Annotated in this window: 11 protein-coding genes and 1 riboswitch; of the genes, 7 read left to right on the top strand and 4 right to left on the bottom strand. The window is 42.4% G+C overall.

The window, feature by feature from the left end:
* Positions 1-3: 3 nt before the first annotated feature.
* Positions 4-1,368, top strand: coding sequence for an amino acid permease (locus V5M37_RS28620; protein ID WP_423800225.1), 1,365 nt, complete (start codon positions 4-6; stop codon positions 1,366-1,368).
* A gap of 74 nt (positions 1,369-1,442) precedes the next feature.
* Here the strand turns inward: V5M37_RS28620 and V5M37_RS28615 are convergent, their stop codons facing one another.
* The 4 genes from V5M37_RS28615 to V5M37_RS28600 all read right to left on the bottom strand — a co-directional run bounded on the left by V5M37_RS28615 (position 1,443) and on the right by V5M37_RS28600 (position 7,120).
* Positions 1,443-2,642: a phosphoglycerate dehydrogenase gene (locus tag V5M37_RS28615; protein ID WP_423800224.1), complete on the bottom strand. Its 1,200-nt coding sequence runs from the start codon at positions 2,640-2,642 to the stop codon at positions 1,443-1,445.
* Between the two features lie 49 nt (positions 2,643-2,691).
* Positions 2,692-2,770: riboswitch (ZMP/ZTP riboswitch) on the bottom strand.
* 256 nt (positions 2,771-3,026) lie between these two features.
* Entirely contained in the window at positions 3,027-4,478 is a 1,452-nt protein-coding gene (locus V5M37_RS28610; protein WP_423800223.1) for a carbon starvation CstA family protein, read from the bottom strand.
* Between the two features lie 170 nt (positions 4,479-4,648).
* Positions 4,649-5,386 carry a LytR/AlgR family response regulator transcription factor gene (locus V5M37_RS28605; protein WP_423800222.1) on the bottom strand — a complete coding sequence of 246 codons (738 nt, stop codon included), beginning with the start codon at positions 5,384-5,386 and terminating at the stop codon, positions 4,649-4,651.
* Positions 5,387-7,120, bottom strand: a complete 1,734-nt coding sequence (locus V5M37_RS28600; RefSeq protein ID WP_423800221.1) for a LytS/YhcK type 5TM receptor domain-containing protein — start codon at positions 7,118-7,120, stop codon at positions 5,387-5,389.
* A 327-nt stretch (positions 7,121-7,447) separates the two neighbouring features.
* Here V5M37_RS28600 and V5M37_RS28595 point away from each other — a divergent pair, with 327 nt between their 5' ends.
* The 6 genes from V5M37_RS28595 (at position 7,448) to V5M37_RS28570 (ending at position 14,506) form a co-directional block, all read left to right on the top strand.
* Positions 7,448-8,608 carry an ABC transporter substrate-binding protein gene (locus tag V5M37_RS28595; protein WP_423800220.1) on the top strand — a complete coding sequence of 387 codons (1,161 nt, stop codon included), beginning with the start codon at positions 7,448-7,450 and terminating at the stop codon, positions 8,606-8,608.
* Between the two features lie 152 nt (positions 8,609-8,760).
* On the top strand, positions 8,761-9,645 hold the full coding sequence (locus V5M37_RS28590) for a branched-chain amino acid ABC transporter permease (protein ID WP_213117017.1): 885 nt from the start codon (positions 8,761-8,763) through the stop codon (positions 9,643-9,645).
* A gap of 4 nt (positions 9,646-9,649) precedes the next feature.
* On the top strand, positions 9,650-10,609 hold the full coding sequence (locus V5M37_RS28585; protein WP_423800219.1) for a branched-chain amino acid ABC transporter permease: 960 nt from the start codon (positions 9,650-9,652) through the stop codon (positions 10,607-10,609).
* Complete coding sequence (locus V5M37_RS28580; protein ID WP_378586379.1) at positions 10,593-11,366, top strand: ABC transporter ATP-binding protein; 774 nt, start codon at positions 10,593-10,595, stop codon at positions 11,364-11,366. The genes V5M37_RS28585 and V5M37_RS28580 overlap by 17 nt, the downstream gene beginning before the upstream one ends.
* Positions 11,359-12,069, top strand: coding sequence for an ABC transporter ATP-binding protein (locus V5M37_RS28575; protein ID WP_423802699.1), 711 nt, complete (start codon positions 11,359-11,361; stop codon positions 12,067-12,069). The genes V5M37_RS28580 and V5M37_RS28575 overlap by 8 nt, the downstream gene beginning before the upstream one ends.
* 247 nt (positions 12,070-12,316) lie before the next feature.
* The gene (locus V5M37_RS28570) at positions 12,317-14,506 is read left to right on the top strand and encodes a S8 family serine peptidase (protein ID WP_423800218.1); all 2,190 of its coding nucleotides are present in this window, start codon (positions 12,317-12,319) and stop codon (positions 14,504-14,506) included.
* The last annotated feature ends 45 nt before the right edge of the window (positions 14,507-14,551 follow it).

The following is a 14,551-nucleotide window of genomic DNA, read 5'->3' as shown; positions in this document are numbered from 1 at the left end:
AGGTTGGCACAGCAAGAATTAAAGAGGAATTTAGCAAATCGGCACGTTCAACTTATCGCAATTGGCGGCACCATTGGTACCGGATTATTCCTGGGGTCGGGTAAAGCCATCCAACTGGCTGGCCCATCCATTATCTTTGCTTATTTAATCGTAGGTATTGCCTGTTTCTTTGTGATGAGGGCGCTGGGGGAACTCCTGCTGTCTAAGGCGGGCTATCAGTCTTTTACTGACATTGCCGAAGATTACCTTGGACCGCGAGTTGCGTTTGTAACGGGATGGACCTATTGGTTTTGCTGGATTATGACCGCTATGGCTGATGTGATTGCTGTTGGTGTATATGTACGATATTGGTTTGATATCCCACAGTGGATACCTGCAATTGTCTGTTTGGTTGTCTTATTGGGCCTCAATCTATTAACGGTAAAGCTTTTTGGAGAATTGGAGTTCTGGTTTGCCTTAATAAAGGTCATTACCATTCTTGCCTTAATCGGAATTGGGATCATTTTGCTAGTGATGGGATTCAAGACAGATGCAGGGGCGGTCTCTATTAAAAATCTTTGGGAACATGGCGGCCTTTTTCCAAATGGAATGACAGGCTTCTTGCTTTCATTCCAAATGGTCGTTTTTGCATTCGTTGGTGTGGAATTAGTGGGTGTATCGGCAGCGGAAACAGCCAATCCGGAAAAAAATATCCCATCGGCCATTAATAAAATTCCTTTACGGATTTTATTTTTCTACGTTGGCGCATTGATCGTTCTTCTATGTATTAATCCATGGACGGAACTGAATGCAGCTGAAAGTCCGTTTGTCAAAACGTTTAGTTTAGTCGGGATTCCGATTGCTGCAGGAATTATTAATTTTGTCGTTCTAACTTCAGCCGCTTCTGCTTGTAACAGTGGGATGTTTTCAACAAGCCGGATTTTATATAATTTAAGCAATAATAGCCAGGGACCAGCCCATTTTGCGAGACTGAATAAAAATCATGTGCCAAGTAATGCATTATTGATTTCGACTCTTGTCCTGACAGGGGGAGCGCTCCTTAGCAAACTTATTCCGGAGCAGGCTTTTGGAATCGTAACAACCATTAGTGCCATTTGTTTTATTTGGGTTTGGGGCGTCATTCTGATCTGTCATGTAAGGTATAAGAAAACTCGTCCGGACTTACAGGCAAAGTCAAAATTTAAAGCACCATTTACACCATTTGTTAATTATGCGGTCCTAACCTTGTTTGCGGCGATTCTCATTATCATGCTGTTCGCCGACGCTACCCGTCCGGCCCTATTGTTGACACCACTATGGTTTATTCTATTATTTGCTTTGTATTCTTATAGAAGGAAAAAAGAGAAAAAATTAAAATTATCAGCATAGAATCAAATTGGGTAAAAGAAATGGAGCCGGTATTGAAACCAGGCTCCATTTTCATGTAACTTAATTTTTCCTAATTAAATAATCCGAACTGTCACCATTCCAGGAATTTGTTTTACTTTTTCCTCTAATCCTGGAATAACATCACCGTTTACTTTATTATCAATGTCAATAATTGTATAGGCATAATCCCCGCGGCTTCTGTTGACCATATCAGCAATGTTTAAATGATAGCTGGATACTGCAGATGTAATCTGTCCAACCATATTTGGAACATTATGATGGAATGCCGCCACGCGCCGCTTACCAGTATAAGGAAGGCTGGTATTTGGGAAATTCACTGAGTTTTTGATATTTCCTGTTTCTAAAAATTCCTTCACCTGACGAGCTGCCATGATTGCACAATTTTCCTCTGATTCATTTGTGGAGGCGCCTAGGTGCGGAATTGGAACGGTATTTTTCATTTTGAGCACATGTTCATTTGGAAAATCGGTAATATACTTTCCAACTTTTCCGCTTTCGAGAGCGGCAGCCATGTCTGTTTCATTGACAAGTTCACCACGGGAGAAGTTTAAAATATGAACATCAGGCTTCATGATGCTGAAGGTTGCTTGGTTAAACATTCCTCTTGTGTCATCGGTTAGCGGTACGTGAACAGTGATATAGTCTGATTCTGCAAATAACTGTTCAATCGTCATGGCCCGCTGCACATTGCGGGACAAATTCCAAGCGGTATCAACAGAGATAAATGGATCAAATCCGATAACATCCATATCTAAATCCAGCGCATCATTGGCCACAAGTGCACCTATCGCTCCTAATCCAATAACACCCAACGTTTTCCCTTTAATTTCTTTTCCGACAAATTGCTTTTTGCCTGCTTCAACAAGCTTTGGAATTTGTTCGCCTTCACCATCTAACGACTTTGTCCAAGCTACACCAGCAAAAAGGTTACGTGAAGAAGCTATTAATGAGGTAAGGACCATTTCTTTGACAGCGTTGGCATTTGCCCCAGGGGTATTGAACACAACAATACCTTGCTCTGTACATCTATCGACCGGAATATTATTGACACCTGCTCCTGCTCTAGCGATTGCCTTTAAATTTTCACCGAATTCTAACGAGTGCATATTAAAGCTGCGAACAAGGATGGCATCAGGATTTTCACTGCCGTTATCAACCAGAAAGCCGTTCTTATTGAATACGTTTAGCCCTCTTTCCGCGATATTATTAAGGGTTTTGATGGTGTTCACTTTTTCTAAAGCGATCGTGCTCATTTTTCTTCCTCCTTTTATATGCAGAAAGAGGTAAGGGAGTTAATTCCCTTACCTCTGCCCAGGCGAACGGCTTCGACACCGTGTGCTCCCTCGCGGTTATCCGCGTTTCGCCAGTTACACACGGCCTTTTAAACTTATTTCATCGTATCACAAATTTTCATAATTTTCTACCCTAAATGATTTATGGGGACGGTTCTTTTGTTTTAAAGCAAAAGAACCGCCCCCAGGGTTCAGCCTATCGCAGGAAGAGCGTTAGGAGCCCACCAGTTGTGATGAGAATAATAATAATTTTTGCAATCAATGGAAGAGAATTGCTTCCCTTTTGATTAAGCTGTTCTTCCTGTTCGTTCACTACTTTCCGATAGTTTGGGTTACAGCAGCCCATTAGGCCACCTTGTTCCAGCCAGATATATCTTCTTCAAGAGGAAGATTATTGGCACGAGCCTTCTTAGCGGCATTAAAGAATAATGCGAGCAGGATTAATGTGCCGATGACGCCGCCAATCCATGAAACAGTTACGGATAATCCGAATCCGATTGGTGCGTTTAGAATATAAGTGATAACCATCAAAAGCATGAACGTTCCCGGAATCAGCGGAACAAAGTAGTTTTTCTTCGCAATATAGAGATACATAGCGCCGACAAACAAAGCAATGACCGCTGTTGATTGGTTGGCCCAGTTAAAGTATCTCCATAAAATATTAAAGTCGATTTGAGTTAATGCTGCTGAAATAACGAAAAGTGGAACAGCAATCCATAAACGGCTTGATAATTTCTTTTGTGCGATATTTAAGTATTCTGCAATGATCATCCGTGCGCTGCGGAAAGCGGTATCCCCGGAAGTGATCGGCAAGACAACTACCCCAAGGACAGCGAGTGTACCGCCGATTGCACCAAGCAGTGTTGTGGAGGCTTGACTGACCACTGCACCAGGTCCGCCGGCAGCAAGGACTTCCTGTAAGCCATTATAGCCATGGAACATGCTCATTCCGGCAGCAGCCCAAATCATCGCAATAATACCTTCGGTGATCATCATACCGTAGAAAATTTTACGGCCTTCTTTTTCATTTTGCGTTGTACGTGATATGATCGGTGTTTGTGTTGCATGGAATCCTGATAAAGCGCCGCATGAAATCGTGAAAAACAATAATGGAAAAATCGAAGCGCCAGCAGGGTGGAAATTTTTAAAGGAAAGTTCTGGAATTGGCTGGCCGGTAACGACTAAGCCTATTCCTACGCCGATGGCACTGATTAAAAGCAGCGCGCCGAAATAGGGATAAAGACGGCCGATAACTTTATCAACTGGTAAGAGTGTAGCCAAAATGTAATAGAGAAAAATAGCACCAATAATAACTGCTAAAGCCACCTTGCCATCCATCAAGACATTTAAAAGGGCGGCTGGTGTTGTCACAAATACAGTACCGACTAATAGAAGTAGCAAGACAGCAAAGCCATTGACAACGTGTCTCATTACTTTTCCTAAAAATCTACTGGCAAGCTCCGGCAGATGGGCGCCGCGGTTTCGGATGGAAATCATTCCAGTTAAGTAATCGTGGACAGCACCGGCAAAAATACAGCCAACCACAATCCAGATAAAGGCGACCGGCCCATATAAAGCACCTAAAATGGGTCCATAAACTGGTCCAGTTCCGGCAATGTTTAATAATTGAATTAAAGAGTTCTTTGGTGTACTCATTGGCAAGTAGTCAACACCATCATTATTGACAAAGGCCGGTGTTGCTCTGCTTTCTTTGACGCCAAACAATTTTTCAACGAATTTGCCATACGTGAAATAACCGATAATTAACAAGGCAATCCCTGCAAGAAATGTATACAAGTTTTTTCCCCCTCTTTACAAACGGATGAATGCGTTTACATAGTTAAGTATAAAAGAGAGAAATCGAGATATGGGTAATTTGCGACTAACAGGTAGGTTTTTGGGATTAACATGTTTTCTTTTAGGTCTAAGATGCTGAAAATTAAAATATTTGCTTATCTGTTTACATATTAAATTTCGAGTCTTGTTCTTAATGCCTTTACATAATTCCTGCTGACAGACAGCATTTCCTTTCTTCCTTCGATTTGCAGCTGATAGGCACCATTAAACCAAGGAGTCAAGCGAGTAACATAGTCAAGATTCACAAGGAAGCTTTTATGAATTCGGAAGAAGCCAAAAGCGGCCAGTCTAATCTCCAATTCCTTAAGCGGGATTTTCGTTTCAAACTCACCGTTGTTCGTGATCAGCCTTGTCCATTTGTCATCCCTGTAAATATAAAGGATATCCTTTGGTTCAATATAGAAGATTTCCCCTTCTGTTTCAATGGCCAGCTTTCCGGATTGTTTGCCTGCGTCCGCATCAGTATCCGAGGGGATGCTCCTAGATTTTAAAATACGGTTCACCGTCTCCTGTAATTGTTCCTCATCATAGGGCTTTAGTAAATAATCTACTGCATTAAAGCGAAAAGCTTCAACGGCAAATTGCGGGTAGGCCGTAGCAAACACGACTAACGGAGCCTTTTTTAATTCCATCAATGCTTTTGCGGTACTCATCCCATTCATTTTTGGCATTTCAACATCCAGAAAAACGACATCTGGCTGAAGCTGAATGGCCTTCATAATTGTCTCCTGGCCGGATTCTGCTTCCCCGACAATTTGAATAGCAGGGAAATTCCCTAACAGGTGTTTAAGTTCATCCCTGCTGTATAGTTCATCATCTACAATCAGGGTTCTAATCAATTGTTCCATTTAGCCCGCCTCCAAACAAGGAATAGAAAGGGAGATTTCTGTCCCGATATTAATTTCGCTTTTTACATTAAGGGCAGCTTCTTCACCAAACACCATCGTCAATCTGCGATTTACATTATAAAGGGCTAACCCGTTTCCAGATTCAGAAGCTATCGGTGCTTTGCTGATCTGCCCGGCCCGCTCCGTGCTCATTCCAACCCCGTTGTCCTCAATTTTTACGTATGCCGACTCTTGCAGTTTTAGAATTGTAATTTTAACAACACAATTACTGACCTTGTCTTTAATCCCGTGCTTTATGGCGTTTTCAACAATTGGCTGCAGAGTCAGGGGCGGAATCTGTTGCAGAAGGGCGTCTTCTTCTACTTCATAGATAACTTTCAATTTATTGATAAATCTTGCTTCTTCAATTGCTAAATAGGCTTTCACATGTCGCAATTCCTGTTCAAGTGTTGTCATGTTTTGAGTTGTGATGGATAGGTTCTGCCGTAAAAAATGCGACAGTGAGACAAGCAGCTCCCGCGCCTTGGCTGGATTGATACGGATAAGTGAGAGAATCGTATTTAACGAGTTAAATAGAAAATGCGGGCTTATTTGCGCTTGTAGGGCCTTAATTTCCGCCTCCTTTGCCAGCTGATAGGATTTATCGGCTTCAGCGATCTCAAGCTGGTTGCTTAATAGCAGGCTTAGTCCAGAAATCAATTCCATGATGACTGGGGTGATTTCTTTTTCTGAGCGGAAGAAAAATTGCAAGGTTCCAATCGTCTCTCTCCGTTGTTTTAAAGGTGCAATGACGACGGCGTCAAGCGGACATCCCTCAGTGTCACAAAGGGTACTTCGCCGTGAAGTGATAATTTCCCCCTTCTTTATAACGTCCTGTATGATGTTGGTTTGAATCGCTTGATGTGGTAAATGATGATCATGGCCTTGGCCGACATGGGCCAATATTTCCACTGAATTTGTCATGGTCACGGCACTCGTATTCATTTCATTATGGAGAATGTGGCAAACCACTTTGGCCGATTCAGTATTGAGCCCATTCCGGAGGAAGGCCAGAGTTTTGTCAGCGATACGCAGTGTTTTTTGGGCTTGCAGTGCCCCTGCTTTCTCTTCTTCATTTATAACACTTTTAATAATGAGAAGGAAAAGAGCACAGCCAATCCCATTTGCAATAATCATCGGCAGGCCAATAATTTCAACTAAATCCCACGCTCTTTCAAACGGCTGGGAGATTAATAGAATGACCAGCATTTGTACAGATTCTGCAAGGGCACCAAGCAGAAAAGAAGACTTTAGTTTTACATGCTTGTCTTTTTTATGGAAGAATCCTGCCAGTATTCCGGTGAGAATCGTGGCAAGCCCGCATGATATGGCTGTAAACCCACCTAATGTAAAGCGGTGCAGCCCGGCAATTAATCCGGCGCCAATGCCGACACGATAGCCGCCCAGAAGACCTCCTAAAACAACACCTATGACCCGGGAATTGGCAATCGCTTCATCCGAATTTAGCTCCGAGATCCAGCGATTAAATTGAAGACTATTTGTACTAAGTGTCAGTCCTGAATACGTGCCGATAATCCCAAAGAAGCCAAAGAAGACTATCGCAAGCACTTGCTGTTTTCGATTCAATTCCTCCCGATAAATCATGTCGCGAAAGAAAGGGAATCTTGTCAACACAAAGGCTATCATCACAAGGATTCCAAGCCGCTCTACCATCGTAACTAATAATTCAAACATGGAAATCCTCCTTTTTTGTGATTTCTAAGAATAACCACCTTTCTCCTATTGTAACAGTATTAATAATATTCGTAATTATTTTTAAAGGAAACTGCGAGACAACTGTCGATTTGTTATAAATACCTTTCCATCATTTTAAAGTAAAAATTTTTTCTATTAATTTTTCTTATAAATTCCCCTAGATTACTAGAATGAAAGCGTTTAACTATTTTTTCGAATAGAAATAAGATTCTAAAAATTCAGTGCAAAATCTTTACATTGAAATAATATTAGTATTTAATAGATATATATAACTAATTTTGTCGAAAAATAGGGGGAAAGAAGGACATGAGAAAAATCCTTAATAAGTCGTTTCTGCTTTTTACTGTTCTTTTACTTGTTATCTTAACAGCATGCAGTAATAATTCAGAAACTTCTGGCAAAAAGGGCGATGCGAAAGAAAGCGGCAAGGCCGTGGAAGCAAAAATCGGTGTTGTTTCCTATTTAACTGGACCTGGAGCAGCTTACGGTGAAGCTATTACTAACGGTTTTAATTTAGCGAAAAAAGAAATTAATGCAAAAGGCGATGTCAAAATTGACCTTGTTGTTGAAGACTCAGCAGGTAAACAGGAACAAGCTTTATCTGCAGCTCAAAAGTTAATGAGTGACGATAGTATTGTAGCCCTATTGGGACCTACTTTAAGTACAGAAATGAATGTTGTCGGCCCTGAGGCAGACTTGAATGGTATTCCAATTATGGGTACATCTACTACTGCTGAAGGAATCCCACAAATCGGTGACTATGTATTTAGAAACTCACTGCCAGAAGCACTAGCTATTCCTGCAGCAGTGAAAAAAGCAGTTGATAAATACAAAGTGAAGAAAGTAGCTATTCTTTACGGAAATGATGATGTGTTTACAAAATCCGGTTATGACACGATGAAAAAGACAGCTGAAAAAATGAAGCTTGATGTAGTAACAACTGAAACCTTCCAAAAGGGTCAGGCTGACTATAATGCACAATTAACAAAAATTAAGGGCCTTCAACCGGACTTAATTCTATGTTCAGCTCTCTATAATGAAGGTGCTGTTATTATGGACCAGGCCCGCAAATTGGGAATTGATGTACCATTTGTCGGCGGTAACGGATTTAACTCTCCACAGGTTATTCAAATTGCCGGACAGGCTGCTGATGGATTAATTGTGGCAACTCCTTGGTTTGGCGATAAGCAAGATCCAAAAGTTCAAGAGTTCGTTAAAAAGTATGAATCCGAATATGGCAAGAAACCAGACCAATTCGCAGCACAGGCTTATGATGCGCTTTATATCATGGCTGAAGCACTAAAAAATGCAGGCGAAGCGGACCGCGATGCACTGCGTGATTCTCTTGCTGAAATTAAGGATTTCCCTGGGATCCTTGGTAAATTCTCCTTTGACAAGGATGGAGACGTTGTGATGGATCCAACCGTTCTTATTATTAAGGATGGGAAGTTCCAAATTTTCGAATAAGCTTGAACGTTCGATAGTTTGAAGGATATCAAACAGAACAATGAATCACTACTATCAGCTGCTCCCCGCTACAGGCTGCCAAAGCCTAAAGGCGGGGGGCTTTAATTACTACTACTGGTTTTTGAAAAAATGGAGTTAGAGGGTGAGATGTTTTGCTATTAGAACAGCTAATAAACGGAATCACGCTAGGAAGCATCTATGCCATCGTTGCCCTTGGATTTACGCTGGTTTTTGGAGTTCTTGGCATCATTAATATGGCGCATGGCGAAATCTTTATGTTTGGCGCTTTTGTAGGCGTCATGGTCACAAGTACATTGGGTTGGCCGATTTGGATGGCATTTCTAGCTGCAATTATTGTCACCGCAATTTTAGGTTATATGCTTGAGCGATTTGCCTTAAGACCGCTTCGCGGAAAAAAGGGCGTATCGCACCTTGCCCCATTAATCAGCACAATCGGGGTATCAATTTTACTGGAAAATCTATCGCATCACTTATTTGGAGCCGGTAACCATCCATTTAAAAATGCGTTTGCTGAAATACATTTTACAATTGGTTCTATCACCATCTATGTGGTGCAAATCGTCATTTTTGTGATTTCAGTTGTGTTAATGATGGCTCTTTCGTATTGGCTGTCCAAAACAAGAGCAGGGAAAGCCCTTCGTGCGACAGCGGAAAATTTGGATACAGCTAGTATCCTTGGTGTCAATACGAGACAGATCATCACCTTAACAGTCGTGATGGCATCCGCGATGGGCGGAATTGCCGGTATTCTTGTTGGGATGGCGTTTAACTCCGTTAACCCGCAAATGGGCTTATCGATGGGGCTTAAAGGGCTTGCCATCATTATCCTTGGTGGAATGGGCAATGTGAAAGGCGCTATGGCTGGCGGATTGATTCTTGGATTAGCCGAAACGCTCATTGTCGCTTATGGAGATTCAGGATATCGGGATGCTATTGCATTCCTCGCAATCATCGTGATTCTTTTAATCCGGCCGCAGGGACTATTCGGCCAAAAGACATCTGAGGGAAGGCCGTGATGATATGCTTGGAGACTTTTTAAATCCATACTACCTTCAAGTCGCTTCGTTTATTATGATTAACATTATTTTAGGCTTAAGTATTTATGTTACCCTATCTTCCGGACAACTCTCTTTAGGGAATGCCGGATTTATGGGGATTGGAGCCTATACATCAGCATTATTAACCATTAACTACGATATGCCCATTGTTGTCAGTGTCATTGCAGGAGCTATCGTTGCAGGACTAGTCGGTATTCTAATCGGAATTCCGTCACTTCGGTTAACGGGGGTTTATTTGGCGATTGCCACCCTTGGTTTCGGTGAAGTCATTCGGGTGTTCCTTATTAATTGGGAATCTCTTACTAAGGGTGCAGTTGGTCTTTCAGGTATTCCGCAAATCGGCAGAGAACTGCTAAAGGTCTCCAGGGATGCTGGATTTAATCCGCTGGACATTGGCTTAAAAAATAATCAGTACGTTTATTTACTGGTACTAATCATATTGGTCATTATCAATATACTTTTAATCTGGTTCCTTGTTAGACAAAATAAATCCCGTGTCGGCCGTGCTTTTGCAGCTATTAAAATGGATGAGAAAGCGGCGGAGGCAATGGGAGTCAATATCACGTATTATAAAGTTTTATCTTTTGTTCAAGGGGCGGTTATATCAGGGTTTGCGGGCGCATTATTCGCCCATGTCATGGGCTATATCAGCCCTGCTGATTTTTCCTACCATCGCGCCGTTGAGATTTTGATTTTCGCGGTATTCGGCGGAAGCGAAGTTATTTGGGGCTCTATTTTTGGTGCCGCCTTTATGACCTTGATGCCAGAGGTATTGCGTTTTATCAGTGAATACCGTTATATGATTTATGGTGCCATTTTGATTTTAATGATGGCGTTCCGCCCGCAGGGAATTATTGATCTTCCCCTTTTACAGAAGCTACAGCTGTCAAAAAGGAGGGGTAAACATGGTTCTAAAAATTAACAACATCACGAAAAATTTTGGCGGTATTTCAGCGTTAACTGATGTTTCTTTTTCCATTAAGGAAGGAGAAATCTACGGTCTTATTGGTCCAAACGGTGCAGGGAAAACGACTATGTTTAATATGATTACGAATATGTTCCCTCCAACGTCGGGCGAAATTACCTTTTTAGATGAAAAAATTACCGGCTTTAAACCACATAAAATTACCAATAAGGGAATTTGCCGGACCTTCCAAAACATTCGTCTTTTCTCTCAAATGACGGTTCTGGAAAATGTGTTGGTTGGAGGGCACACCCGCAGTAAATCAGGTGTCTTTAGCGGTGTACTGAGGACAAAGGGACAGCGTGCTGAAGAAGAAAGATTACGTGTAACAGCGAAGGAGATTCTCGAATTAGTAGGCTTATTGGAGTTTGAGGATGCGATTGCGGAAAACCTAGCTTATGGCCAGCAAAGACGGCTGGAAATTGCGAGAGCCTTAGCAAGCAATCCAAAGCTGTTATTATTGGATGAACCCGCTGCCGGTATGAATGATACCGAAACAGCCGATTTATATCATTTGATTAAAAAGGTCCAGGAGCGAGGCATCACAACTCTCTTAATTGAACATGATATGCCGCTTGTCATGAGGCTGTGTGATCGAATTACCGTTTTAAACTTCGGTAAAAAGCTTGCTGAGGGAACACCGGATGAAATTCAAAATAACCAAGCTGTTATTGAAGCCTACCTCGGATCAGAGGGAGATGATGAAATTGCTTAAAGTATCTGGAATTGAGACGTTTTACGGAAAAATTCAGGCCCTAAAAGGAGTCAGCCTGGAAGTGGAACAAGGGAAAATTGTCACGATCCTAGGGGCGAACGGGGCCGGAAAAACAACAACGATGAAAACAATTGCCGGATTAATTAAGCCGAAGACCGGAACCATTGAGTTTCTTGGGGAAAATGTCACTGGCTTGAGACCGGACCAGCTAGTTAAAAAAGGGATTTCTCTTGTTCCTGAGGGAAGGGCCATATTGTCGGGAATGACTGTCATGGAAAACCTTGATATGGGGGCTTACCAAAGAAAAGATAAAGAGGTTGAAAAGGACCTGGAAGATGTCATGAAAAGATTCCCTATCTTAAAAGAGCGGAAGAATCAGCTTGGCGGAACACTTTCAGGCGGACAGCAGCAAATGCTTGCCATCGCCCGCGCATTGCTGGCACGTCCTAAATTATTATTGCTGGACGAGCCTTCAATGGGACTAGCCCCATTGATTGTGGCGGAAATTTTTAAAATCATCAAGGAAATCAAAGATGCCGGCACTACTGTGCTTGTCGTCGAACAAAATGCGAAACAGGCCTTGAAAATAGCTGACTATGGATACGTGTTGGAAACCGGGAAGGTTATCATTCACGGGAAGGCGAAGGAACTGTTGGAAGACCCAAGAATTGTCGAAGCATATCTTGGCAGAAAATCTAATTAATTTTATTAAAAAAAGGGCCCGACCTCCACTCTGCAAAAGTTTTACGCAGTGGGAGCGGCCCTTTTTCTGTTCCATTTTTCCAAAGTCCGCGGAAAATCTCCCCTACCATACAAAATTTTGGAATCCATCACCTTATTCAACAAAATCATTTTCACAATGCTACAAAATCTCTTAAAGGGAAATGCCCACTTTTTAAGAATTTATATTCTTTAGTAGTTAAGAAAAAAAGGCTAAAGGGGGAATAACGTTGAAATTTTTGAGACGGTTTAAACACATCGTTGGAGTTTCATTAGCTTTAGTTTTGTTATTTGCTGCAGCAATACCTATTCAGGCGGTTGTTAAATACGATGACCAGATTAATACAACAACAGACCAAAATAGTGATTACGCTTTTATTCAATTTGGGGATGCTCCGATTGCATCCTATGAGGGAACAATTAAAGGGTATGACCCTACCAAACCACAGAAGGGGAAGAAATTAGACCTTAATTCACCAGCTGCCAATAAATATGGAAACCGGCTTCAGGCCCAGCGGGAGAACTACAAAAAATGGCTGGCCAAACAGCTTCCACAGGTTAAGGTTGTGACGGAGTATGCGGTAACCTATAACGGACTTGGATTGAAGCTAAATGGTGCTTCTTTAAAGGATGTAAGCCAGGGACCTGGTGTAGTACAAGTAGGATATAGTGGTGATTATCGAAAAGCAATGAGTACGAGCACTGGATTAATCAATGCGGGTCCAATTTGGAATGCTCTTGGCGGGCAGGCAAATGCCGGGGCTGGAATTAAAGTGGGTGTCATCGATTCGGGGATTGACCAAAAGCATCCTTTCCTCCAGCCAAACGAAGGGATGAAAGTGCCGGAAGGGTTTCCGAAAGGTGATGCGAACTTAACAACTGCAAAGGTTATTGTAGCGAAGGTATTTACGCAAAATCCAAAATTAACTGCTCAAGCAGTGGGAAGCCATGGGACGCACGTTTCAGGGACAATCGCTGGGAAGGCCGGAACAACAGCGCCAATGGCAAAGGGTCCGCTTAGCGGTGTGGCACCAGGTGCATACCTAGGGAATTACAATGTATTCCCAGGTGATGTTGAGAACGCAAGCAGTTTGTTTATCGCCAAAGCGGTTGAAGAGGCTGTTAAGGATGGAATGGATGTCCTTAACCTTAGTCTGGGCGGAACGCCTCACAAGGGTGAAGATTTGTTAGACATGACTGTTAATGCAGCTGTTGATGCTGGCGTGGTAGTAGCCATTTCAGCGGGAAATGAGGGTCCGGGGAACTATACCGTCGGGTCACCGGGAACGGCTGATAAAGTTATTACGGTTGCTGCGACAACCAATAGTCATTCGTTTGCGATGTTCTTGGAGTCTAAAGCGTTGGATGGTGGACAGACCATTGCCACTACCGGTAGTAAGGAAGGAGAAGTGAAGGAGGAATTAAATGGTGAGTATGCAGTATGGCCAGGAGCTGATAAACTCGCTTGTACCCCAATCAGTGGAAAACCATTGGAAGGGAAACTTGCCCTCATTCAACGCGGATCATGTACATTCTCAGCAAAAATCAATAATGCAGCAGCTGCAGGAGCAGTGGGTGTAATTATTTACAATAATACTGATGCTGACCCAATTCCGATGGCGACTGATGGGGTTAAAATACCGGCGGTTATGGTTTCAAAGGCTGCAGGTGAAAAATTGTCAGCATGGGAAGGTACTCGTGAAGTTACCATCACCTATCCTCCCAAGGAAATTACAGCAACTCCAAATTTACTTGCTGACTTTAGTTCCTGGGGGCCAACTCCGAATTATACGTTAAAGCCTGATGTAGCGGCACCAGGTGTAAATATATATTCATCCGTGGTGGGCGGTGGATTTGAGGTATATCAAGGTACATCTATGGCAGCCCCTCATGTTGCAGGTGCGGCAGCCCTTTTATTAAAAAACAGTCAAGATAAAAAGCTTGGCTGGGGACCGGCAGAGGTGAAAGCCGCATTAATGGGCACAGCACATAATGTAGATGGAAGTGTTTTAAAAGATGATGATGATGATGTTAATAATCCGCTTAAGATTGGCGCCGGTATAATTGATTTGGGCCGTGCGATGAACCCGTCAGCACTGGCTTTGCCGTCTTCCTTAAGCTTTGGTCTAGTTCGTCCGGTTGGGAACCAGACATATCAGCTGACATTTACTTTAGTTAATCCAACTAATGCCGGTGTAACTTATAACTTAAGTAATGATGAAAACTTAGACTTAAGTCAAACCGAGGTAACCCTTCCTCCTAAGGGAAGCAAGGAGATTATTGTTTCTGTTCAAAATCGTGGCATCAAATTAAGCGGCCAGCAGGGAACACCAGATTTTAAACGTGGATATATTAACGTAACATCTGTTAAGGGAGATATTCGGATTCCATATCTATATGTAATAGACTATAATCGCTAAATGTTAAAAGGGGGATTGCTTGGTGCAATCTCCCTTTTAACAATA

It is taken from the genome of Neobacillus sp. SAB-20_R2A (assembly GCF_049568635.1).
In the GTDB taxonomy this organism is placed as follows: domain Bacteria; phylum Bacillota; class Bacilli; order Bacillales; family Cytobacillaceae; genus Neobacillus; species Neobacillus citreus.
Note: the sequence above shows the minus strand (reverse complement) of the source record. Positions and strands in the feature narration are given on the sequence as shown.

Bases quoted from the DNA above. Each gene is read 5' to 3' on its own strand.
- V5M37_RS28595 (WP_423800220.1), top strand. From the start codon at position 7,448: ATGAGAAAAATCCTTAATAAGTCGTTTCTGCTTTTTACTGTTCTTTTA.
- V5M37_RS28585 (WP_423800219.1), top strand. From the start codon at position 9,650: ATGCTTGGAGACTTTTTAAATCCATACTACCTTCAAGTCGCTTCGTTT.
- V5M37_RS28580 (WP_378586379.1), top strand. From the start codon at position 10,593: ATGGTTCTAAAAATTAACAACATCACGAAAAATTTTGGCGGTATTTCA.
- V5M37_RS28615 (WP_423800224.1), bottom strand. From the start codon at position 2,642: ATGAGCACGATCGCTTTAGAAAAAGTGAACACCATCAAAACCCTTAAT.
- V5M37_RS28600 (WP_423800221.1), bottom strand. From the start codon at position 7,120: ATGTTTGAATTATTAGTTACGATGGTAGAGCGGCTTGGAATCCTTGTG.
- V5M37_RS28605 (WP_423800222.1), bottom strand. From the start codon at position 5,386: ATGGAACAATTGATTAGAACCCTGATTGTAGATGATGAACTATACAGC.